This is a genomic window from Mycoplasma zalophi, from assembly GCF_018914005.1.
Classification (GTDB): Bacteria; Bacillota_I; Bacilli_A; order Mycoplasmatales; family Metamycoplasmataceae; genus Metamycoplasma; species Metamycoplasma zalophi_A.
The window spans coordinates 68,258-92,459 of record NZ_JAHMHI010000002.1 but is presented as its reverse complement, the minus strand read 5'-3'; the positions used below and the strand labels follow the sequence as shown (position 1 = coordinate 92,459).

The 24,202-nt window shown below is 26.8% G+C and carries 16 protein-coding genes; 2 read left to right on the top strand and 14 right to left on the bottom strand.

Going from position 1 to position 24,202, the window contains the following annotated elements:
- Window positions 1-14: 14 nt before the first annotated feature.
- The 8 genes from KQ877_RS04305 to KQ877_RS03175 all read right to left on the bottom strand — a co-directional run bounded on the left by KQ877_RS04305 (window position 15) and on the right by KQ877_RS03175 (window position 14,014).
- Entirely contained in the window at window positions 15-3,374 is a 3,360-nt protein-coding gene (locus tag KQ877_RS04305) for a type I restriction enzyme subunit R domain-containing protein (protein ID WP_216536029.1), read from the bottom strand.
- The gene (locus KQ877_RS03205; RefSeq protein ID WP_216489119.1) at window positions 3,374-4,111 is read right to left on the bottom strand and encodes a triose-phosphate isomerase; all 738 of its coding nucleotides are present in this window, start codon (window positions 4,109-4,111) and stop codon (window positions 3,374-3,376) included. Before KQ877_RS03205 ends, KQ877_RS04305 begins: the two co-directional genes overlap by 1 nt.
- A gap of 80 nt (window positions 4,112-4,191) precedes the next feature.
- On the bottom strand, window positions 4,192-4,713 hold the full coding sequence (locus tag KQ877_RS03200) for a hypothetical protein (protein ID WP_216489121.1): 522 nt from the start codon (window positions 4,711-4,713) through the stop codon (window positions 4,192-4,194).
- Complete coding sequence (locus KQ877_RS04300; protein ID WP_216536028.1) at window positions 4,694-7,210, bottom strand: ATP-binding cassette domain-containing protein; 2,517 nt, start codon at window positions 7,208-7,210, stop codon at window positions 4,694-4,696. Before KQ877_RS04300 ends, KQ877_RS03200 begins: the two co-directional genes overlap by 20 nt.
- Entirely contained in the window at window positions 7,200-8,315 is a 1,116-nt protein-coding gene (locus KQ877_RS03190) for an ABC transporter ATP-binding protein (RefSeq protein ID WP_216489126.1), read from the bottom strand. The genes KQ877_RS04300 and KQ877_RS03190 overlap by 11 nt, the downstream gene beginning before the upstream one ends.
- A gap of 9 nt (window positions 8,316-8,324) precedes the next feature.
- The gene (locus tag KQ877_RS04295; protein ID WP_216536027.1) at window positions 8,325-9,608 is read right to left on the bottom strand and encodes an ABC transporter permease; all 1,284 of its coding nucleotides are present in this window, start codon (window positions 9,606-9,608) and stop codon (window positions 8,325-8,327) included.
- Entirely contained in the window at window positions 9,598-10,689 is a 1,092-nt protein-coding gene (locus KQ877_RS03180; RefSeq protein ID WP_216536026.1) for an ABC transporter permease, read from the bottom strand. Before KQ877_RS03180 ends, KQ877_RS04295 begins: the two co-directional genes overlap by 11 nt.
- A gap of 16 nt (window positions 10,690-10,705) precedes the next feature.
- The gene (locus KQ877_RS03175; protein ID WP_216489132.1) at window positions 10,706-14,014 is read right to left on the bottom strand and encodes an OppA family ABC transporter substrate-binding lipoprotein; all 3,309 of its coding nucleotides are present in this window, start codon (window positions 14,012-14,014) and stop codon (window positions 10,706-10,708) included.
- Between the two features lie 591 nt (window positions 14,015-14,605).
- On the opposite strand from KQ877_RS03175, the gene KQ877_RS03170 reads away from it, so the two are divergent.
- Window positions 14,606-15,151 (top strand): deoxycytidylate deaminase, encoded by a 546-nt coding sequence (locus tag KQ877_RS03170; protein WP_308699336.1) that lies wholly within the window; start codon window positions 14,606-14,608, stop codon window positions 15,149-15,151.
- A 24-nt stretch (window positions 15,152-15,175) separates the two neighbouring features.
- On the opposite strand, the gene KQ877_RS04290 is transcribed toward KQ877_RS03170, so the two are convergent.
- Genes KQ877_RS04290 through KQ877_RS03150 form a run of 4 tightly spaced genes read right to left on the bottom strand, consistent with a single transcriptional unit; the run spans window position 15,176 to window position 20,451 of the window.
- Window positions 15,176-16,093, bottom strand: a complete 918-nt coding sequence (locus KQ877_RS04290) for a DHH family phosphoesterase (protein WP_216536025.1) — start codon at window positions 16,091-16,093, stop codon at window positions 15,176-15,178.
- A gap of 3 nt (window positions 16,094-16,096) precedes the next feature.
- Window positions 16,097-18,271 carry a PhnE/PtxC family ABC transporter permease gene (locus KQ877_RS03160; RefSeq protein WP_216536024.1) on the bottom strand — a complete coding sequence of 725 codons (2,175 nt, stop codon included), beginning with the start codon at window positions 18,269-18,271 and terminating at the stop codon, window positions 16,097-16,099.
- The gene (gene phnC, locus KQ877_RS03155; RefSeq protein WP_216489136.1) at window positions 18,271-19,167 is read right to left on the bottom strand and encodes a phosphonate ABC transporter ATP-binding protein; all 897 of its coding nucleotides are present in this window, start codon (window positions 19,165-19,167) and stop codon (window positions 18,271-18,273) included. The genes KQ877_RS03160 and phnC overlap by 1 nt, the downstream gene beginning before the upstream one ends.
- Before the next feature lie 9 nt (window positions 19,168-19,176).
- Window positions 19,177-20,451 (bottom strand): PhnD/SsuA/transferrin family substrate-binding protein, encoded by a 1,275-nt coding sequence (locus KQ877_RS03150; protein ID WP_216489137.1) that lies wholly within the window; start codon window positions 20,449-20,451, stop codon window positions 19,177-19,179.
- A 311-nt stretch (window positions 20,452-20,762) separates the two neighbouring features.
- Here KQ877_RS03150 and KQ877_RS03145 point away from each other — a divergent pair, with 311 nt between their 5' ends.
- Window positions 20,763-22,136, top strand: coding sequence for an FAD-dependent oxidoreductase (locus tag KQ877_RS03145; protein ID WP_216536023.1), 1,374 nt, complete (start codon window positions 20,763-20,765; stop codon window positions 22,134-22,136).
- Between the two features lie 43 nt (window positions 22,137-22,179).
- Here the strand turns inward: KQ877_RS03145 and arcC are convergent, their stop codons facing one another.
- Window positions 22,180-23,112 carry a carbamate kinase gene (gene arcC / locus KQ877_RS03140; RefSeq protein WP_216489139.1) on the bottom strand — a complete coding sequence of 311 codons (933 nt, stop codon included), beginning with the start codon at window positions 23,110-23,112 and terminating at the stop codon, window positions 22,180-22,182.
- 1 nt (window position 23,113) lies between these two features.
- Complete coding sequence (gene argF / locus KQ877_RS03135) at window positions 23,114-24,157, bottom strand: ornithine carbamoyltransferase (protein ID WP_216489140.1); 1,044 nt, start codon at window positions 24,155-24,157, stop codon at window positions 23,114-23,116.
- Window positions 24,158-24,202 lie beyond the last annotated feature (45 nt).

Here is a 24,202-nt window from a genome sequence, read left to right as displayed (position 1 = left end):
CCACAAAACAACAATTATTGTTGTTTATTATTTATCTTTTTTTCAAAAAAGTATCTTATACATTTTATTTTTGCTGAGTTAGATTTTTCTATATCTTTTATATCAGGGAATTCAACTTTACAGAATTTCACTAAATTATCAATATGTTCTTTATCTTTAATTAATCGAAAAATGTATTTATATTTTAAAATCTGTTTTTGACTTAAATCCATATCTTTATAGTCTTGAAAATCCTCTGCACTAATTCCTGTTAATTCTAAAAAATAATTTATATCATTTTCGCGTTTTTTATTTTTATATTTATCAATATATATAGAAATTTCTTCAAAAATATTACTAAAAAATATATTGTAATTCTCAATTACATAAATATTATCATTAATTTCTTTTATTAACTCTTTTATAATCATCTGGTCATTATATTCATATCATTTTTGGTTTTTTTCTAAAATATCAATTATTTTATCTTTTGTCAAAGGTTTTTTTAAATTTTCCAAAAAGTTTTCATCCACTTTCATATTAAAGTTTGAATCAATATTGTTTGAATTATTTTCAAAAATTTCAAAATTTATTATACTTCTTTCATCTATTTTGTTAGGATCTGAAGTTTGTTTTATTAAATTAACTAAATCTCGATATCTTTTCTTTAAAATATCAAACCATGTAGTCTTTTCGATTTTTTCAGAAATTACAGGGCATTGATGGAAATTTTCTCTTTCAATTTGATCTAAATAATATCATTTTTTTCTATAGTTAAAAAGATTATTAAATGACTCTAAAAATTTTGTAATATTATCTTTTGTTTTTTGATCTAAATTTTGATATTCTGTTTCCATAGTATTAGTTGGAATTTTGCCATAATCTTCAGGAATATTCAGTTTTTGACGAATATTTTCAAGGTTATTATATTCTTGTAAAATTTTAGCAAAAAGTTTTTTAGGTTTGTATTCTTCAATAAAACCATTAAATTGATCTGGTGTAACATTTGCATACATTCTTAAAGCCATTTCTAAGTTATTTTTCATTTGAATTGGTTTTTTAAAGAAATGAACTTTTCCATAATTTTTATTTGGATAAATTCTATTTGTTCTTGAAATAGCTTGAATTATTGAGTATTTTTGACTTATTTCTTTATCAAAATAAATGGTGTTTACAAATTTAGAATCGTATCCTGTTAATAATTGATCAACAACAATTAATAAATCTAATTTTTGTTCTGAATTTCCTTTATCTTTTATTGTTTTGGTGATATTTTCTTCTTTTATATCTTGTGCTAGTCTTTTTTCAATATCTGTTTTAAATGTACCATCTCTTAAATGATCGCGAGCATTATAAGCGGTGTTGAAATCTTTATTATATTTATCTAAAAGTTCATTTAAAAATCGCGTGCGTTCTTCAAAATTAGCAGAATCAGAAGAAAGTGAAAAATCAAATAAAACTGATACTTTTATTTTATTTTCACTTTTTGATTTTGCAAGATCTTGTTGAAACTGTTTGTAGTATCAAATAGCTTCTTCGATGCTTGATGTTGCAAAAATACCACTTCATATTCTGGTTTTATTATCTTGTCTATCAGCAATTATTTCTTCTACTATTCATTTTTTATAATTATCACTTTCGAAATAACCAAGTGACTCTAATTTGTTTTCTAATTTTTGTTTTAAATCATTATTTTGTTCATTTTCTTCTAATAAACTTAAAAATGTTTGTCTTGCATTATCAAAATCATTTCTTGAAAAAATACTATTTCAAGAAGCTTGAACATATGTTTTATAAAATTGTGTTTTATCTCTTAAAAAACACTGAAATTTTTCAATATTATCTTGATGTTCCAGTGCTTTTGATTTCATTGAGTCTAAAACTCCATAAAATTCTAATAATTCTTTTCGATAATCTAATTTAATAGTAAAAGGTAAAACTTTTTTGTCACGAATTCCTTCTTGCATTGTATATTTATGAATTTCTTCACCAAAAATTTGTTGAGTTAAAGTTTTTTGTGATTCTTCATCTTCTTCATATAAAATTGGTGTACCTGTAAAACCAATAACCATGGCATTTTTGAAATTTTGTTTGAATTGGATAAATCATTCTCCATCTGTTGAGCGGTGTGCTTCATCAAATACAAATATAAATTTTTCAGTTTCAGCTTGGATAGTTTTTATTTCATGAATCAATTGAATTGAAGTTATTATTATTTCAGCATCTGGTTTTGATTCTAATTTTCTTTTTAATAATTTTGAATTATCAGGTTGTGAAATTTTTATTATATATTTATCTTCTGAACTATCATCATTTGCATATTTTTGAAATTGAAATTTTGTTTGTTGATTTAGTGATCTTCTGTCAACTACATGAACTACTCTACGATCTGGGTATTTTCTTTTTAATAATTGAGCAAGTTTAAAACTAGTAAAGGTTTTCCCTGAACCTGTTGTATGTCAAACATAACCAATTTTATTTAATTGGTGTTCTTTTTGGCTTTCAATTACTTCTTCAACGTTTTTTAATGCTGCTTCAATAGCGTGAACTTGATAACTTCTTAAAACCATTAATTGGTCATTATTTATGTTTGCTGCTGTGTATCTTGCAATTAAATGATGAGTAAGAGGAATTTGAAAAAATGTTTTCACTACTTGTTCATAGCCATGGATTTTTGAATTATCTTTATTTGTTCAATTAAATCATTCGCTTGGTTTTGAACTTATATTTTGTGGATCTGTTTGATTTGGTGTGTAAATCATTTCATTTTCAGACATTGCAACTAAAATTTGTACAAATTTATACATTACTTGATGCTTAGCATCATCATAAATTTTTCTTTTAAATAATTCTTCACTGTAATTTTTTAATTGATTTACAGCTTTTTGAATATTAGATCTTTCTTTTTTTAATTCAATGTTATAAATTGGTAAACCATTAATTAGGAGTAAAATATCAGTTCTTAATTCGCTTTTTAATTTATTATCTGTTTGGAATGTTGTTTCAGTTGCTATTTGATAAATTGCATCAGGATTATCAAAATGAGCTTCAAATTCTTTACCTTTAAATAATTTTAAGTAAATAGGCTTTTTATTTTGAAAATAATCATAAGCCGGTAAAGTACCGATTTGTAAAAGATCGTGAATTTCAGTAACTGTTTGTTTTGCTAATTGACCTAAAATAATCTCGATATGACTTATATTTAATCTTTTATCTTTTAAAATATCTTTGTTAATAATATTCAGTATGTCACATCAATTTCGCTTTAAATCTTCATTATATGCGTTTTTTATAACCTTTGGTATCGCATTATTATTTTGTGATTCTTTATTATCTCTATAATGTATTTTTAAAAGTTCAACAATTCTATTTTGTAATTCGTATTCTGATTCCATTATTTTCCTAAATTTGATAAAATTTTATACATTTCAAAAAAACTTGTTGGATCTAAAGATGCATTACCAACTAAGAATCCTTTAATTTGTTTGATTTCAAGCAAATGTAAAATATTTGAAGGTTTAGCAGAACCTCCATACATAAAAGTTGTATGAGGTAATTTTTTTTCTAAAAAATCATATATTTCTTTTAAATGTTCATTTGAAGACACCAATCCAGTTCCAATTGATCAAATTGGTTCATAACTAATTATGATTTTTTCTGGATTTTGAATATCTTTTAATGCTTCTTCTATTTGATAAGTTAATGATTCAATTGTTTTATTTTCTTGATATTCTTCTTTTGTTTCACCAATACATAAGATAACATTTAAATCATTTTTAAGTGCATTTTTAATTCTTGTGTTAATTAAAGATGGGTTATCTTGAAAATGTATTCTACGTTCTGAGTGACCTAATATTGTAAAATCTACCGATAAATCTTTTACTTGAGTTGCAGATACTTCGCCAGTATATGCTCCTTTTTCATAAATTGAAATATTTTGTGATCCTAACTTTAATTCATTTAAATCCATTACATTTTTTAAAGCTAAATTGCTTGGACTTACTGAAATACCAACATATATATTTGAATTTATATTTTCCTTACTTAATTCATTGAAATTTTTAACAAATTTTTGTTCTTCAGAAAATGTTAAATTCATTTTGTGGTTACCAATTAAATAATATTTATCCATTTTTTATCCTTTTTTATTAAATTTTAATTTAATTATAAATTAAAAATAAAATACTCACAAAAAATGCGAGTATTTTTGGGTTATATCATATAAGGTATTAATAATATTTGAATAAATATTGTTATGAAAATAAGTGTCCAGAAAATAAAACTTGATGATTTATATTCTGGTTTTCCATGGATTTTTGATTCTTTTTTAGGTTTTTGATTTTCTAATTTTTTTAATTCATGTTGTGACATATTACGTTTTTTTAACATCTCGTTTTGTTTTTTAAAATTAAAAGTATCAAAAACATTTTGTAAAATTTTTTTTAAACCTGACCCAAAACCTTTTCTAATCATTAAACTAAGTGCATTGATGCTAAAAATCATAACATTAGCAACAGTCAATGAATTAGAAATAGATTTTGTATTTTTAAATGTATGTCTTACATTGTTTTCATCAATTAAAATTGAGTCTTTTAGTCAGTAAGCAAGAGTTAAAAATACAAATATGTAAATTAAAATATTTATCACTAAAAAAGAAATAGTATATAAATTAAATCCCTTTATTATTCAAGTTTTTAATTTATTATAAAAATTTTTAAAATGGTTTTTCTTCATTATTTTTTTTGTTATTTAATTTAGTGTTTCTTGTTTTTCTAGCTTTTTCTAAATCTTCAAAACTTAATGCATCTTTTGTTTCAATTTTTAAAGTTTTTATTTCTTTTAAAACCTTTGTTCAATCATGTACTTGTTCATTAGTTCCGTATACATAATGTTCATCTTCAACTTGATATGTTTTTGGAATATTTGGGAATTTTTGTTGTTCAAGGTAGTCTAATTCAAAGCTAACGTTTTGGAATTTTTCATCAGCATTTGAAATTTTTGGAATAGCTTTGAACAAGTTTTTAGTATAAGGGTGAACAGGGGTGTCATAAATTGCTTCTGTTTTTCCGCTTTCTACTATTTTTCCAAGGTGCATAATTTGCACACGATCTGCAACATATTCAATCATACTTAAATCATGAGCGATGAAAATTAAACCAATGTTTTTTGATTTACATAAATCTTTTAATAAGTTAACAACTTGTGCTTGAATTGAAATATCTAAGCTAGCAATTGGTTCATCAGCTACAATAATTTTAGGTTCAGTAATTAAAGCTCTTGCAATAACAATTCTTTGTCTTTGTCCACCTGAAAATTCATGTGGGTAACGATATGCGAATTGTTTTAAAAGTCCTACTTGTTCTAAATTTTTATAAATTATAGTTTTATATAATAAATTTTTAACACGATAACGAATAAATACATTTGTATATAAAAATTCATATGCATTTAAAAGTCAAGGTGCTTTATTTTTAAGAATTTTACTTACAAAAGTTTCATTAATTCCTAAAAGTAAATCAATATCTGCAATATCTCTTAGTAAATATTTATATTCAATATCAAAAGTTTTTTGAGTTTCTAGTTTATTTGTAACTATTGTACTATAGTTTAAAATAGCGAATTTACGTTTGTTTTTTTCTTCTTTTTCAGTTAATTGTTCAATTGATTCTTCAGTGTAAAAACTACTTATTGGAGCTTTTTGAATGTAATTTAAAAATTCTTTATGTACTTCTTTGAATTTTGCAGATAAATTAGTAATTTTATCTCTTAAACCATAATAAGTAGTATTAACATCTTTAATTTGCACATCTAATTCATCAATTACAGTTTTATTTTTTTCAACATATTTTTTAACTTCTTGAGTTTGAATATCTTTTGCTTTTTGTAGATTTTGTTTAATTGTTTCTAACTCTTCATTAGTAATTAAAGGGTGGTGTTTTTCTTTTAAAATTAAATTTAATTCATTTATTTTTTTGTCGAATTTTACAAATTCATCTTTTATTTCCTGAATATTAGCTTTATTTTGTTCAATGTAATCATCATAATTAAAATTAAATGATTTTTCAATTGTGTGATTTATTTTTTTTGCTAATTGTTTTTGGTAAGGAAATTGCAATTCTTCATTATAAAAAGCTAAAATATATTGTTTTAAGTCATTTACAAATCTTTTTACTTCACTAAATCCTAAATATCTTAGTTGAATTCTGGTTTTTTGCAATAACTTCAGTGCTTTTTTGTTTAAAAGTTCTCTTTTTAGGTTATAAGCGTAATAATCTAAATCAGTTGCTAAAAGACGTGAATTTTTAATCAAATCTTTTTCGTTTTTAAATTCTTGATAAAAGTTTTTAAAAGTGTTTTGATTAATTGTTTTGTAATCTTTTATATCTTTTGTAAATTTTGATTCTTGTGCTTTTATTTTTTCTACTTCATAATATGCATCTAATTGTTGTTGAGAATATTTAACTTTTAAAAGTCCTTCATTTAATAATTTAGTTTGATTATTAACTTCAATTTCATCATATTCTAAAGTATTATCACGAAATTCTTTTTGTTTTTGGTAGTAGTATTCAATTAATTTAGTTGTATTTGAATACATCGCATTAATAACTTCACTTTCCATATTTTGTTTTTCTTCTAAATAAGCAAAATATGTGTTGAAATTATCTTCTAAATTAAGATTATTATCGAAATTAACATTATTTAATTCTTTTTCTCAATGTTCAACAAATTTTGTTGCAATTTTATTAAATTCATTTAAATTTTCTAATTCTAGGGTTTTTGTTTTTTTAGAAAATGTATATTTAAACATTTTTGTTACTTTATTTCAATCACTAAAAATGTCATGTAATTTTTCTTTCATTATTCCATTTACTACTAAAGGTTCTTTTAGTGTTGAATAAATAGTTTTTTGACCATTTAAAGAAGCATGTGGATCTTGGAAAATCATTTGCATGTTTCTTCTTAGGAATTTATTACGACGTTTAGAAATTTTCTTACCACTTATGATTCTTCCGTCTAGACGAACAAAACCATTATAGTTATCATAAAGTCTAAGTAATGATCTACCAATTGTTGTTTTTCCTGAACCTGATTCACCGATTAATCCAACAACTTCACCTTCGTGAACATTGAAACTAACACCGTTTACTGCTTTATTAATATGTCCATTATTTATAAAGTATTTCTTTAAATTATCTATTTCTAAAATAACTTTTTTATTATTATTGTTCATCTTTGTAAAATACCTTTCTAAATGATTCTAAACGTTTAACTAAATCTTCTCTTAAATGGACTTTTGGAGCATCAGGATGTAATAATCATGTTGCAGCTGAATGGGTTTTTGAAATTGGTATCAATGGGGGTTCTTTAATAAAATCAATTTCCATTGCGTATTCATTTCTAGGTGCAAAAGGATCTCCTAAACCTAAATTAGCCATATCTGGTGGTGTTCCCTTAATTGAAAATAATCTAGCTTCTCTATCTTCTGGAACTGCACTTATTAAAGCTCAGGTATAAGGGTGAGCTGGAACGGTAAAAATTTCTTCTTTAGTTCCTCTTTCAACAATTCTTCCTGCATACATAACATAAATGTAATCACAGAATTTAGCAACAACAGAAATATTATGACTAATTAAAATTATTGAAATTCCCATTGTGTTTCTAATGTTTTCAAATAATGCTAAAACAGATGCTTGAACTGTTGGATCTAATGCTGTTGTTGGTTCATCAGCAATAATGACTAATGGTTTAAGAGCAACTACCATGGTAATAACAACTCTTTGTTTCATCCCACCACTTAATGTGTGAGGGTACATGTAAAAAATTTCTTCTGCATTACGTAACCCGAATTGTTTTAAAAGACCAATTAAATATTCTTTTTTGTCTTTTAAAGAACGTTTTTTTCACTCTGGGTTATTATTAAGTGCATCTAATAATTGTTTTCCTATTTTTCTTGTTGGATTTAATGATGTTAAAGGATCTTGAGGAATATATCCAATTTTTGATCCTCTTATTTTTGTTCATTCTTTTTCTTTTTTAAATTTAGATAAATCAATATCATCAATAGACATTGTCTTAGAAGTTGTTAAAGTTCTTTCATTAACATTAATTAAAGCTTTTGAAGTAACAGACTTTCCAGAACCTGATTCACCTACTATACCTACTATTTGACCTTTTTTAATTTTAAGATCAATACCTCTTATTATGTGTAGTAATTGTTTTTTACCTAATTTAAAACTAACATGTAAATCTTCAACATCTAAAACAGTGTCTTTTGTGTCTTCAGTTTCAATTTTTTCTGTATAAATATTTAAATCATATTCTTGTTTATTTTTCATGATTTTCTCCTATTTTTTAGATGTTTTAATAACTTTAGGATCTAGAGCATCATGAACACCTAAAGCAATAAATTGTAGTGATAATGATAATGTTAGTAGTATTAATGAAGGTAATAATAAGATTCAAAAATTATCAGGTGCTTGAGGTGTTGCATCAAGTAGTAATTGTCCTAAGTTTGCAGTTTCTGCATTTTTATAAAATCCTAAAAACGCCAATGATGCAATTGAAAGAATAATTCCTGGAATTCTTTGTACGAAACTAGTTGCTATTTTACCTATTATTGCAGGTAATGCATGCGCAAATACTTGTCTTGATGTTGAAGAACCGATACTTTTTGCAGCGGTTATATATTCTTCATCTTTAACTGTAATTATAAACATACGAGTTCCTGAAACAGGTCATGCTCAACCAGTTATAACTAAAGCTGTTATTAATGCTGTATTTGAAACTCCCATAATTGAAACAAATAATAGTAATCATATTAATGATGGAGGAGCTAAAAATATTTCAATAACTCTCATGAAGATTGTATCAATTCATTTACCAACATGAAATCCTAAATAAGCTCCAATTGCTACTCCGATAAGTGTTTGTAAAGTTGCTACTATTAATGCTATTTTAATACTTTCAGCAGTAGCTGCTCAACTATTTGTTCAAATGTCATAACCATTAACATCTGTACCTAAAAGTGTATTAACTACTGGAAATGTTGAGCGTATTTGAGAAATTTCTGTAGCAGTGAAAACATGTGAAGGATCAGCTAATAATATATTTGAAACTTCAATTTTTAATAAATAAGCATCAAACATTATAAATGCATTGTAAGTTACTGGATAACTTTCTGATGCTGCTTGTAATTGTCCAACTTTAAAACTATCTAATAGAGGTTGAAAATAAGGTTGAAGATCTGCATGGTCTTTTACTAAATTTCTAATATCTAAAAATGTTTGAAAGATACGGTTATTTGGTTTTAATAATACTGATTTTGTTTGTAAATATTGTGGAGGTAATAAAGTAATAAACTCTTTATCTACTTTATTTATAGGTTTATTTGGTGTATATTGTGTTGTTAAAGGAATAATAATTGAACATAAAAGTAAAACTATAAATGTAATAAATGCTAAGGTAACATAAGGGTTTTTGAAAAATCTTTTTACAATTTCTACAAGCATTTTTTTAGGTTTACCAGCAATGTTTGAAGAATGTAATGAATCTGGATTGCTTACGTATTTAATTTTTTCTTGTAAATTTGTTCCCAGATTATAGCGATTATTAAATTCATTAGCTTGCATCTGCTTCTCCTTTATTTAATAAATTTTCTTGTAAAAATGATTTTTCTATTTTTTTTCTTTCAATGTATGCTTGTAGATATGCTAATCTGTTTTTTCCACTTGATGATGAATATTTAATACGTGGATCTAATATTGCATAACTTACGTCAGTAATTATTTCTGTTATAAGTGATAAAAATGTAAAGAATAAGGTACTAAACATAACAACATTTCTTTCACCTGATGGGAAGGCTTTTGCTATTATTTGTGAAGTTCCTGGAACATTTCAGTATACTTCAACGATAATAGATCCCGTTAATAAAACAACATAAGAAGGGAAAACGATACTAAAAATAGGAATAGAAATATTTCTAAAAACATATTTTCTAAAAATTTCTAAATTACTTAATCCTTTTGTTTTTGCAATTAGAACATAATTACTTGTTAAGACTGTTATAACTTGGTTACGTGTATAAGAAGTATAGCCAGCTAATGATCCTAATGTAACAACAAAAATAGGTGTTAAATATGACTTAATAACAACACTCATAGGTTGTCCATCGCCTGGTTTAAATACCGTTGAAGGAAGTCCAGAATTAATTGCAATGTTTATTGCGATAGGAGCAATGATAAATGAAGGTAATGCAATGAAAATTAATACAAAAATATTAATTCCACTATCTAATAATGTCCCTCTTTTATATCCTGCAAAAGTACCTAAAATTATTCCTGTTATTGCACTAACTATAAAAGCTGGTAATGATATCATAATTGAATATTTTAGTGGTTTGAAAAATAGTTGCGGCATTGTGGTTATTTCTGCTCCAAATGGGTTATTTTGTCCATTGAAAACAAAACCAAAATCACCACTTAAAAATTTACCAATATATGTAAAATATTGTGTTAAAACATTTTTATCTCATCCGTATTTTATTTCTTGATCTTTAACAAATTGTTCTATATTTGGAACTTTATTGTTAATTGCAAGTTCCCTAAATGGGTTTGTTGTACTAAAAGTTGCAATTAGCACATATGAAAATAGAGATATTATAAATAATGTAAGGATAGCAAAAGCTATCCTCTGTAAAATATATTTTGACATGGTTAATACCTATCTATTAAAGTTTTATTTTTCAATCTGCGTAATGTTCTATACCACTTTGTTGTAATGGAGATTCATAACCTTTTTGTAATAAGAAAGGTGCAAAATCTTCAGATGATATTGATTGATTTGAATCAAATTGTGCTGGTGATAAATAGTTTGATAATTCTACAGCAAGTTCAATTAAATCTTCATTTGTTTTATTTAATATGTAGTTTGTTCAAAACTGTCCTGAGAATGTTCCTGATGAAGTTTGAGCTCCTTCAGAATCAATTACTGTTGATGTTTGTATTTGGTATTTTAATAATAATTCAGGTAATTTAGTTATATCTACTTTTCCAAATGATATTTTCTTTTGAGCTAATCTTTCGTTTGCGTATGTTACTAATGCTTTAGCCGCATCTACCATTTGTGGGAATGAAGTTTGTAATTTAGTTTGTAAATCCTCTGATTGACCAATTGCAAATAATTGTGGAATTAAATTACCTTGTCATGAAAATCCATCAAATCCTGAACCTATTGTGTTAAGGTCGTATCCTCATCCATTGAAATCAGTTCCTGACCCTCACATTAATCTATAGAATTCTTGAGCATTTGTTGGTGTTTGTAATTCAGTATCAATACGAGAATCTAAAGCTTTAACAACTTCAATTGCATTTCTTGTTGATTGTAAGTAAGCATTTGAAGGGTTTAAATATGGATAGAAGTAAGTGAATTTAACTTTTTGATCTCCAAAATCTGGGTTTTGTTTATATAATTCATCTAATAATTTTTTCATTTGAGCTTTTATTTGTTCAAAACCAGCTGATTTATATTGAGCTAATTCTTCTGATGTTCCTTTGAAGGTATCATAGTTATTAGCTGGAGTAATTTCATTTCCTACATTTGTACCAAAATCAATTTTTGCTAAGTCAGAATTTAAAGCAAATAATGAGTTAACTTTTTCATAAGCTTCACGAACTGTTTTTAATTTAGCACTAGTTTGATCTTTTCCAGCTATACTTGCATCTGGTGCAAGGTGAGCTAAGTATGGTTTACCAACTTGTGAAGTTAGTGCATCGATATATTTTGATCAGTTTATTGCTGCTGAAATTAATGTTCTAAATTGTAATCCTGTTCCTGCTATGAAAGTATCTAAACTCTTAACTTGTCCATCTGCTATTTCACGCAATGAACTTCCTCACATTAATTTTGCATAAACATCATTAAATGAGTAATATTGAGCTGGATTTGTTGTTGTTGGAACTTCTAATTGTTCAAATGAGGCAGGTACTGGTTGTAATAATAATCTTGAAATAAAATTAGTTCTGTTTAAAGATTGTAATGAACGTAATCCGTATTCTACTGGGTTTTCATTAATTGTGTTTTTAGCTTGTTGATTTAATGATGAATAAGGAATTCTTGTTGTTGTTCCTTCACGGTATTTTGCTCATTGTCTTTGATCAAATATTCCTGCATCTACTGGTGCTTGTTGATAGATACTCTCAATAACTTTAATACTTTCAGTTGAATTTACTCATTCTTGATTGAAGAAGTGTGGGTTTTGTTTATATGTTTCTTTTAGTGATCTAAATCCTTCTGCATAATATGGTCCTGCATATAGTGTATTTTCTGCAGGATTCATTCCGTATCAGAATATTCCAAATTGACCAACTTTAGTACTTAAGAAAGTATCTTGTTTAATTTTTTGTAATAAACTATTAGCACTGGTTTCATTGTATGAAACAATTTCCATTGTTTTATCAGCTGTTTTTTCTTTAATGTAATCACTAGGTGCTGCTATAAAGTCATTTGAATCACTAAATGATGTAAATAATTCTGTTCCTAGAATATTTGCTGTGTCATCTAATGGTGTAAATGTTAGAGCTTCTTGTCCTTTGTATTCATTTTCCCCTTCAACATTTGTTATAAATTTAGATCTATCGTAGAAATCTGATGATTTAACATTGTAAAGTTCATAAACATATTCATTTGGATATGTATCAGATTTAGTAAATGTTGTTGAACCAGCAGGTAATAAACTATTCATTTCTTGTTCTAATTCTTGAGTTGAGCCATTTGCTAAACGTGTTTTTTGTGAGTGTAAAACTGTTCTCATTCATGAGTAGTAGTAGTCATCTGCCTTTGTGGTGTATTTTGTTTTTTCACCATTTGATGTTACTCACGGAGTTTCTCTTACAACCACTTGTAACTTTTTAATGCTGTTTAGGCTATTTAGAAATTCTTTTGAGTTAATTGAACGTGAATCGTTTGAAAATGCTTGAACGTATAGTGATGAATATGTTCCATCAGAATTTTGTGAATCAGTTTGTGAATTTAAATCATCAATTTTATCATTATCATAAACTTTAACAGTACCATCTGCTAATGTAACTACAACAGCCTTAGCTCCTTCAAATGTATATTTTCAGAATGATGGTTTATTAATTTTTGTGACAACTTTAAAGTTATCATCTGAAGTTTTTGAAAGTTCTGGTTCATTTAAAGGTGTTGTTCTTAAAAGTTTTAATGATACTTGTAAAAATTTAGAAGTTTGAATTTCTGATCCATATGCTGATGAACCATCGTAATCAAATCCACTTAATGAGTTTGAAGTATTGTATTCATATGAATATGTTTTACGTTGGGCAGCAGTTACAATACCACCAGTTGAAGTTGTGTTAATATCCCTCACTAATGTATTGAAAGTTAAAACATGTTTTTTGTAATTACTTGATGCATTATCCAAAACTTCTTGTAATTTTTTGGCATCTTCATATAAAACTTTTGATTCTAAAATTTCCATTTCTTTTTGTTCTTCAGAACTTTTATCTGCTTTAGCTTTTAATGTTGATAATTTTTGAGTTTCTTGTTCTGTTAATGGAGTAAATTTATTTTCTAAATCTTTAAATTCAACTGTTTCTCGTTCTGTTTTATCATCTTTTCTTGATAATTCTTTATATTTTGTTAACGCTTCATTATATTCAGAAACAGTTAAATTATTTTTTGTTCCATATGTTGTTAATGCACTATTTACTGAGGTTAATTCTTTTTCAAGGGTGGTTTTTAATCTTGAAGCTAAATTTTCTTCACCAGTTTTACCTTTATCATTGTATTGTTTTACTAGTTTATCAGTTTCTGATGAAAGTGATTGTAGTTCTTGTTTGTAAAATCCTAAACTTTTTACATAATTATTTTTTGCTTCGTCTGGAACCTGTTTCTCCTGAGCTGTTGAAACAGTTTCTTGTTTAGCACAAGCGGCAGCAACCGAGGCACTTAAAACGGTCACAGCAGCACTTAATACTATTCCCGAAACAAGAAATTTAAATTTTTTTAAATTTTTCATATCTCTCCTTTTTATAATTTTTTCTTTGAAGTAGAAATTTAATTGTTTTTGTAATTTATTTACAAAATTTATTAAAAAAGCTAACAAAATAAACTTTTTTCAAGTTTAATTGCTAGCTTAAATATACTTTTATTCTGTTATCATTACAGTTATATTTTTTTAAGAAATTTTGCAATCAAATTTGAAAGCTATTCATTTTTTTATATTAAGTCACTTAATAATATACATACTAATGATGTTCATAGCTTTAAAATTTGAATAGTTAAAAAATGACCCATTATTTGTGTCAGAATTATTCATATTTTTTCCATTAAATAATGTATTTATTTCCATAACTATCGATATAATTATATCACTTTGTAAAAAAATCTTATTTTTTAATTTATTTTTTTAAATTTTTTTATTCCTTGCGTAAAAATAAAAAAATAAAACTTTTCATTTTTTATGATATAATAATTCTGATTCGATCACACAGTGATTGGATTTATTGTAAATGTCTAACCGAGGAACATTCCTTACTTCAATGAATAATAGTTAGCAACAGCTGCGGGGGTTGCTAAATTTTTTATTATCTTGTGGTAAAATTAAGAAATGAAAAAAATATTTTTAACTGAAAATGGCAGTTTAAAATGAGATTATTATTTCATGTCACTTGCAAAACTTTCTGCAATGCGCTCAAAAGATCCAACTACAAAAGTAGGGGCTTGCATAGTAAGTGACTCAAATCACGTCATTAGTGTAGGATACAATGGAATGCCAAAAGCTGTTTCTGAAATGTTTGAAACAAAAAATATTGATAACGATAAAATTTTTAGCTGAGATAGGCCTAAAACTAAGGATGATATTAAAAATTCTAAATACACTTATGTTGTGCATGCAGAAGCTAATGCAATTATAAATGCCAATTTAACAAATAGTAATATCAAACCTAATTCAACTATTTATATAACTCACTCACCATGCTTTAATTGTGCTAAATTAATTGTTCAATCAAAAATTAAAAGAGTTGTCTATGCGAATGAATACAGAAACGATTCAGAAGAATGAGAAAGTAGTTTATATATTTTAAAAACTATGGGAGTGGAATTAATAAAACTTGAAAAAGATTTTGATATTAATATAATCGAAAAAGAGTAAAAAAATCAAGCGTGCTTGATTTTTTTATAAATTATTTATGTATGAAATAACCTCTGTTATTTGTTTATTATTTTCAATAATGAAACCACTTGAGTTATGGTGTCCACCGCCACCGAAATGTATTGCTATTTTTGAAACATCAAAATTTCCTTTTGATCTTATTTCAACGCGATAATCACCTTGAGTTCTTTTTAAAAATGCAATTGCAATTTCAGTTGTTGCTATTTCTACAAATTTAGCAACTAGTGGTCTTGCTAAATCATTTGTAACAATTTCGTCAGAAACAATTCATGAAACATTTTTTGAAATATATTTAGTTTTACACGTTTCAAAAATAAACTCTGTTTCTTGTTCGTTCAATTGCATTTTTTGTAATAAAGTACCGTAATTTAAATTTCTTTCAAAAAGAATTTGCATTGCCTCAAAAGTTTGTTGAGAAATATTTCTTTCTTTAAAAAATTCAGTATCAGTTAATATAGCAGAAGCAGTGGCTTCTAATGCTAAATCATTAGTTTTTAAATTTAAATACTTAATTAACATTGCAACCAATTGTCCAGTTGCAGGCCAATTATCACCACCTATTTCAAATAATCACTCATTTTCGTGTGGGTGGTGATCAATTTTAATAGCTTCAGTTGTTATTACTCTTTTATCATATATTCTTGATTTAGTTGATGTATCAACAACGACTTTTAAACTATTTTTAAAAAATTCATCTGAAACTAAGTGAGGTTCAAAATCAACTAAAAACATCAAATTACGCGGATAATCTTTTCCTGAAATTTGAACTTCTTTAATTTTTGGAGAATTTAGTAAAATTAATTCTTTTAATGCAACAGCACTTCCTAATGTATCACCATCTGGTTCAATATGAGTAAATAGGGTGATATATTCAGCATCTAAGATGTAATTTCAAAATTCTTTTAATTGTTTTTCTAACATATTTTAAACTTTCTGTGCTTTGCTTTCAAAGAATTTTGAAGTTGATTTATCATAAGCTCTTAATGCATATTTTAATTTTTTAAATATTTTAAAATTATTTACCTTACGTGGATTTTCTTTTCAATTATTCATAAAAGCATTTTTTTGAATATTTTTTAATGTTCTATAAATTTCTTTGTATTGTTTATGGACATCTTGTTTTTGTTGTGAATATTCCAATAATTGTGATTTTGTAGTTTCATTGTATGATTTTTGATTTAAGAAATATTTATTAATATTTTCACCATTAAATTTTGCGATTTCAAATTTTGCACTTCTTAAATCATAAATAAATGGCATTTTATTTGCAGTTGCAATTGCAAGTGATTTAAGTAAAGTTTTAATTCTTAAATATTTTTTTATACGAACATTTTCTTCTAAGAAGTAACCATTAATTAATTTTTTTCTTAAAATATTAGAAATTTGCTCAATTATTAATAATAAAACTATTGTAAATATTAGATATGAACTTAAAGAACTTCAATAACGAATATCAGCTGAATAAACGATAATTTGATAACCATAATTACATGCTCCCACAGCACCTATAACAACTGTAGATTTAAAGTTAATTTCAATTCTGTATAAGAAATTAGATAATGTTTGAGGTAATATTTCTTTTAAAATTCCAACTCTTATTTTTGTTCACATTGAAGCACCAACACTATCAAGCGATTGGAAAATTTTATCATCTATTTTATCTACACTTTCAGTAATTAATTTACCAAGCATTCCGATACTATGAATTCCCAATGCTAGAGTTCCTGCTCAAATAATTGAATCTTTTTGTCAAAGCAAGAAAATAAGCGCATATGTAAATGGAGGAATTGCTCTAATTGCAATTATTAGGAATTTAAAAAATAAAGAAATAAATAATCCAGTAACTTTTCTTGAAGCTAATATTCCTAAAATTAAACTTAGAAATAGACCTATTACACTGGCTAAAACTGAAATAGCTAAAGCTTCCATTCCTAAAATAATTGGATTATCACCACTATCTCATGTAAATAATGATCAATTTGGATTAAATAATTCTTTTACACCTTGATTGAAATAAGCTAGTCCACCAGCTCCTGCTGTTTTAAATTCAATTGAAAATAATGAAGCAATAAATAAAACAAATATAAGAATTGAAACAGAAATTTTAACGTAAATATTTTTTGGTTTTTGAGCTTTTAATTGTTGTAATTTTGTTTCAAAATCTGCAGTTTCATCAATTTTTGGATGTTTTGCAGAGTAATCAAGAATTCATTTTTTAACTAAAAATGTAAAAATTTCTAAGAAAATCATAAATCCAATAAGTATTCAAATTGCAATTGATAAATGACCAAAATGGTTTGGCACAGCATATTCATCTGCCATCAATTGTCCAATTGTTGCAATTCCAATAATACTTAAAATTGCAGCAAAACGAACAACCATTTCAAAACTATAAAATCCATAGCTTACAATTCTTTTTATTAAGTATGGAAGAATAGATTTTTTAAAAGCTATTCATTTTTTATTACCAATTGATTGAAGACCATAGTAACTACTTACGTCATAAGTATCTAAATCTTCATAAAGTCATTTTGCCATTAATGAAGCTACAAATATTGAAATAGAAATACTTGCAACAAGTGAAGGTGATAAAATGAAATAAATTATGTAAGCATACACAACTGGAGGTATTGTTCTTAAAATACTCATAAATGCACGCATTGGTAAGTATATTCACGGTGTTTTAATAAAGTTTTTAGAACTCAATAAAGCAATAGGAACACTTATAAAAATACCCAAAATTGTTCCTAAAATAGAATAAGAAATAGTTTGTCATAGTAATCTAAAACTTTCTACAACAGTATCTGAAACAGTTATATCTGTTTTACTTCCTATTTCAGCATTACTAAAATTAAAGAAATTTGCTATTAAAGCTCCAAAAGTTTTTGAATTTTGAAAATCAGGTTTAACTTTATTAAAAAGTAATATTATTACAATAATACTAATTATTAAAGTTCCTACAAATAAAAATGGAAATTTTTTAACAACTTTTTGCCCATTTATATCAATAAATTTAGGACTAAAATAATTAACTATTGATTTTTTAGCTCTTTTTAATTTAAAACATAAGTTTTTAAATTCAAATAATTGTTTTTGCATTATTTAAATTCCTTAATTTTTGTTTGGATTTCTTCTTGAATTATTTGTCTTTTTCTTTTTGTTTCTTCAAATTGTTGACTATCAAATTGTTCTAATTGTTCACCATAAATATTTTTTAATACTTCTAAATTAACTTTATCTCAGCTGTCATCAAAAACAACCATACCTTTTTTAATACCAATAATTCTATCAGCATACTGCAATGCTAAATCAACATGGTGTAAGTTTGCAACAACAGTTATTTTATCCATTTTATTTACCAGTAAAAAACCATCCATAACAGACTTAGCCATAATTGGATCTAATGCCCCAACAGGTTCATCTGCTAAAATAATTTTTGGTTTTTGAGCCAGTGTTCTTGCTAACGCAACACGTTGCATTTGTCCACCACTTAAGTCTTTTGCTCTATCATAAGCATTTTCTAAAATATTAACTTTAGCTAAACATTGATATGCAAAATTAATATCTTCTTTTTTGTATCAACCAATAAATGATCTAAATGAATTCATTTGTGGTAATCTAGCTGCTAAAACATTTTGTAAAACACTGATATTATCAATTAAGTTATATCCTTGGAAAACAATTCCCACTTTAGTTCTATATTGTCTTAAAGCTTTACCTTTTAAATCATTTACATTATATGGACCAACTTGTAGTGTTCCAGTTGTAATTTCATTTATTTTATTGACTGTTTTTAATAATGTAGTTTTTCCTGCACCAGAAAGACCGATAATTGCAACAAATTCTCCTTGTTTTATAGAAAGATTGACGTCAGTTAAACCTTTCTTACCGTTGGGATAAGTTTTATTAACATCACGTCAATCTATATTTCAGTCATTTGTTGCAATAATTTCAGTAGTTTCTAAACTATTTTTTTTATTTTTGAAATATTGCATTTTAACTTCCTAATCTTTAAATGATTTAAATCCTTCAAAGTGTTTTTTGAATCATGCTTCTGGGAAAATGTATGATGCAGAAGATGTTGTTGAAGTGTATGCAAATGAAATTAAATCTTTTACTTCGCTTCATGGTAATTTTCAATTTTTACCTTGTTGATTTAATGCTTCTTGAATTTTTTTAGCTATTGGTGAATCTTTTTTAGCCATAATGTATGAACGGTAGAATCCAACTACTGGTAATGAACCTTTTCCAGCTTCAATTAGTCCATCAACTACACCTTTTAATGTTGCTGAATAACCGTTTGTTGCATCAACAGCTTTTGGAGCTTTTTCAGCATCTGCAGGAACGTATAATACATTTTTTTCTCCTGCTGCAACGTTAAATGTTTTATATCCATTCATTGCATCGATTAATATTTTTTCATCATTAATTGCAGGTGTGGTTGTATTTTCGATTGATAAGTAAGGATCAACGATTTGCACTCCTCTTCCTGCTACCAAAATAAAGTTGGTTCCTTTTCCTTGTTGTGCTCATGAACCTGCTGGTAAAAATGCTAAATCAATTGTTTTTGATCTTAAAGCATTGGCTGCAGTATTATATTCAGTTGCTGTAGTAATTTGTACGTTGTAACCTTTTGCTTTTAAGTAATTTTCTAACGCTTGTGAAGCAATTCTAACTTCAGCTGGGTCATTTGAAGGGATGAATTGCATTTTGAATGTTTCTGAATTTGCTTTTTGAACATATCCATTATCTGTTTTTTCAAAATAATCAGATCCATCAACTAATGGAGTTTGGTAAGCATTAACTTTTGTTCCTTCAGTATCTACTGCGATTTTTGCATCTTCAGCGATTGTTGAATAATCGTTGTGATTGTAAACTGCAAATACAAATTTATTTTTACCATTTGTACCTTTAATTTGTAATTGTTCTGCATTTCTATCTTTAATTGCATCTTTTAAAATTGCTTGAATAGCTTCAACATCACCTCTTTTTAAATCTGGTCTTACTTGCACACCATCGTTTGCAATAACTTCAGTTGCACCAACAACTACTAGGTTATCTCCATTTTTAATTAGTGATCTTGTATCACCTCATCCTCCAGCTAGAGTTGCAGTTCCTAAATCAAGTTTTGTCATTTGGTCTGAATAACCATTTGCTTTAACTAATAAAGATTTTGTTTCGTTTTTTGCACATGAAGCAGCAACAACTGGTATTGATGCTAATGCGGCTACCAATCCTAAAGTAGCTACTGAAAATAGTAATTTTTTATTTTTTTTCATTGTTCCTCTAAATATGTAATATTGTAATGTAATATAGAAAGTATTAATAAATATTAATACATTTAAAAATTTAACACAAAATATAAAAAAACACTAAACAAAAAATATAAAAAAATATAATAACAAAAAAAAATAACCTTTTGTTATCTAAAAAAACATAATATTTTTATGACATGTGAAAAAGCACATTTTTTTTATAAATAAGGACCAAAAAATCACTAAAATTAGCTTGATTTTCTTTTAAGTAAAAAATAAATTAATCAAAAAACCTTATAATTATTATGTAAAAAAATAAAAAAAGGAAGAAAAATATGAAAATTGTTTTAATCGGTGCAAACCATGCTGGGACAAGTTTTTTAAGAACTTTAAAAACTGTCAATCCAAACGCTGAAATAACTGCATATGATAGAAATGATAATGTTTCATTTCTAGGATGTGGAATTGCAGTTTGAGTAAGTGGAATGTTTGAAGATCCAAAAGGTTTATTTTATTCAAACCCCGACATTTTAAAAAATGAATATGGTGTTAATTTAAAAACAAATCACGAAGTTATTAAAATAGATAGAGAGAAAAAACAACTAATTGTTAAATATTTAAAAACAAATCGCGAATTTAAAGATACATATGATAAATTAGTGTTCGCAGGAGGAACTTGACCTATTGAACCTAATTTCCCTGGAAGAGAATATAAAAATATTGTTTTATCAAAATTATTCCAACATGCTCAAGAAATAGTACAAAGAGCAAATGACGATAAAATCCAAAATGTAGTAGTTGTTGGTGCTGGATACATTGGAGTTGAATTAGTTGAAGCATTTGTTCAAAAAGGAAAAAAAGTTACTTTAATAGACTTACAAGAAAGAGTAGCACCAAATTACTTTGACAAAGAGTTTACTGATATCATGGAACAAAACATGGTAAAAGATGGTGTTAATTTACATTTAGGTGAATCTGTTAAAGAATTTAAAAGTAAAGACGGAATTAATGTTTCAACTGTTGTAACTAATAAAGGTGAATATGATGCTGATTTAGTTATTTTATCAATTGGATTTAAACCAAATACAATTGCACTAAATGATGTAGAAAAGGTACCAAATGGTGCTATTGTTGTTGATGAATTCAATAGAAGTGTAACAGATAAAGATATTTATGCAATTGGTGATTCATGTGCTTTATTAAATAAAGTAACAAATAAACCAACTCATACTGCATTAGCAACTAACGCAGTAAAAAGTGGTTTAATCGCTGCATTAAATTTAGCTAATGTAAACGTTGGATTCCCAGGAGTTGTAGGTACAAACGCTATTAATGTATTTAACTGTCACTATGCATCAACTGGGTTAACAAAACAAATGGCTTTAAAATCTGGATTTAGTAGTGAAGAAGTTGCTGAAGTTTACTGAGAAGATAATGACAGACCAGAATTTATGAATGATTTTGAAAAAGTTGCATGTAAAATTGTTTATAATCCAAAAACTTTACAATTAATTGGAGTACAAATTGGTAGTTGAGGAAAAGCAATTCACACAGAAGTTATTTATATGTTTGCTTTAGCTTTACAAAAAAATCTTACTCTACCAGAAATAGCATTAACAGACGTTTATTTCTTACCGCATTTTAACAAACCATTTAACTTTTTCTTAGTTCCAATGCTAAAAGCATTAGGTATTGATTACAAAGCCTAAAAAGTTAATAAAAATTCCCTACTGATAGGGAATTTTTTAATTATTATTTTGTAATTTTTGTTCCTGTTTTTTCGTTAATAATATCTTCAAGATCTTTTAGATCACCGATAAACGCTGCTTTTCCACCTTCATTTACGAATTTAATTGCAGCTTGTACTTTTGGTAACATACTTCCTGGTGCAAATTGTTTTTCTTCGATATATTGTTCTAATTCTGAAACAGTAACATTTTTAAGAGCTTTTTGATCTGGTTTGTTGTAATTTACCATTACATTATCAATAGCAGTTAAAACAACAAAGTAATCTGCTTGGATTAAACTTGCTAATTTTGCTAATGCAAAGTCTTTATCAATAACACCATCTGTACCGTCGATGTAACCATTTTCGTCAGCGATTGTAGGTATTCCACCTCCACCACCAACTACAACGGTAGCACCAGCTGAAATAGCATTTTTAATTTGGTTAATTCCAACAAAGTTGATTGGTAAAGGACTAGCAACTACTTTTCTAAATCCTCTTCCCGCATCTTCAACTATAACTGAATTAGGGTTAGATTTTTCTGCATCTTCACGAGTTTTGTAAAATGGTCCTATTGGTTTTGTAGGGTTTTTGAAAGCTGGGTCATTTTTATCAACTAATGTTTGAGTTAAAATGTATAAAGCTTCTTGATTTGTTAAACCTTCGTCTAAGAAAGCATTTGTAATAGCACTAATCATGTGGTATCCAATGTATCCTTGACTCATAGCTCCTGATTCTGGTAATGGAACTAAAGGTGATTTTTCATTTACTGAATGAGCGCTAACAAATCCATTAAAAATCATTCCTACTTGTGGTCCATTTCCGTGACCGATAATGACTTCGTGTCCTGCTTTAACTAATTCAGCAATTTTTTTAGCTGGTAATTTAACTAAATCTTTTTGTTCGTTAGGTGTGTTACCTAAAGCATTTCCACCTAAAGCAATAACTATTCTTGACATATTAGTATCCTATTGTTGCTAGAATAATAGCTTTAATTGTGTGCATACGGTTTTCGGCTTGATCAAATGCTTTGTTGTGTTTTGATTGGAATACTTCATCAGTTACTTCCATAGCTCCTGTAGCAACTTCTGGGTATTTAGCTCCAAATTCTTCTTTAATTTGACTTGAGAATAAAGTATGATCATCGTGGAATGCTGGTAAACAGTGTAAAAATACAACGTTTTCTTTAGCAGCTTTAATCATAGCCATATCAACTTGGAAATCTCTTAATTGAGCAATACGTTGTCCAAAAATTTCAAATGGTTCTCCTAATGATACTCAAACGTCTGTATAGATAACGTCAGCATCTTTAGCAGCTTCTAATTTATTTGAACTGAATGTAACTGATCCACCATTGCGTTTAAATAATTCTTGTGTTTTATCAAATACTTCTTTGAATCCTTCACCATTTTGAATTAAGTCAAACATTTCTTCTGGTCCACATAATACAACATGTGCTCCAACAAATGCTCCACCAATCATAATTGAACGTGCAACGTTGTTTTTGATATCTCCTGCAAAAACAACTTTTTTACCTTTCATGTTTCCTACATGTTCTTCCATTGTCATGTAGTCTGCGAACATTTGTGTTGGGTGTTCAGCATCTGTTAGTCCATTTCATACTGGAACTCCTGAGTATTTAACAAGTGCATCAACATCACTTTGTTTGAATCCACGGAATTCAATTCCATCGTAAAATCTTCCTAAAACTTTAGCAGTATCTTCGATTGATTCTTTTTTACCAAAGTTACTTCCTGCAGGCCCTATGTATGTGCAACCTGCACCTAAATCAAATGCTGCTACTTCAAAAGCACAACGTGTTCTTGTTGAGTCTTTTTGGAACATTATAGCAATATTTTTTCCAACTAATGGACGATTATTTGTGTGTAATCCTTGTTCTTTAGATTTTTTTAAGTTTTTAGATAATTCTAAAACGTATCTCACTTCTTCTGTTGTGAAATTTAAAGCTGAGTCTAAACTTCTACCTTTTAAATTAATAGGCATTTTTCTCCTTAAAAATTGATTTTAAATTTAATTTAGTATACTCAT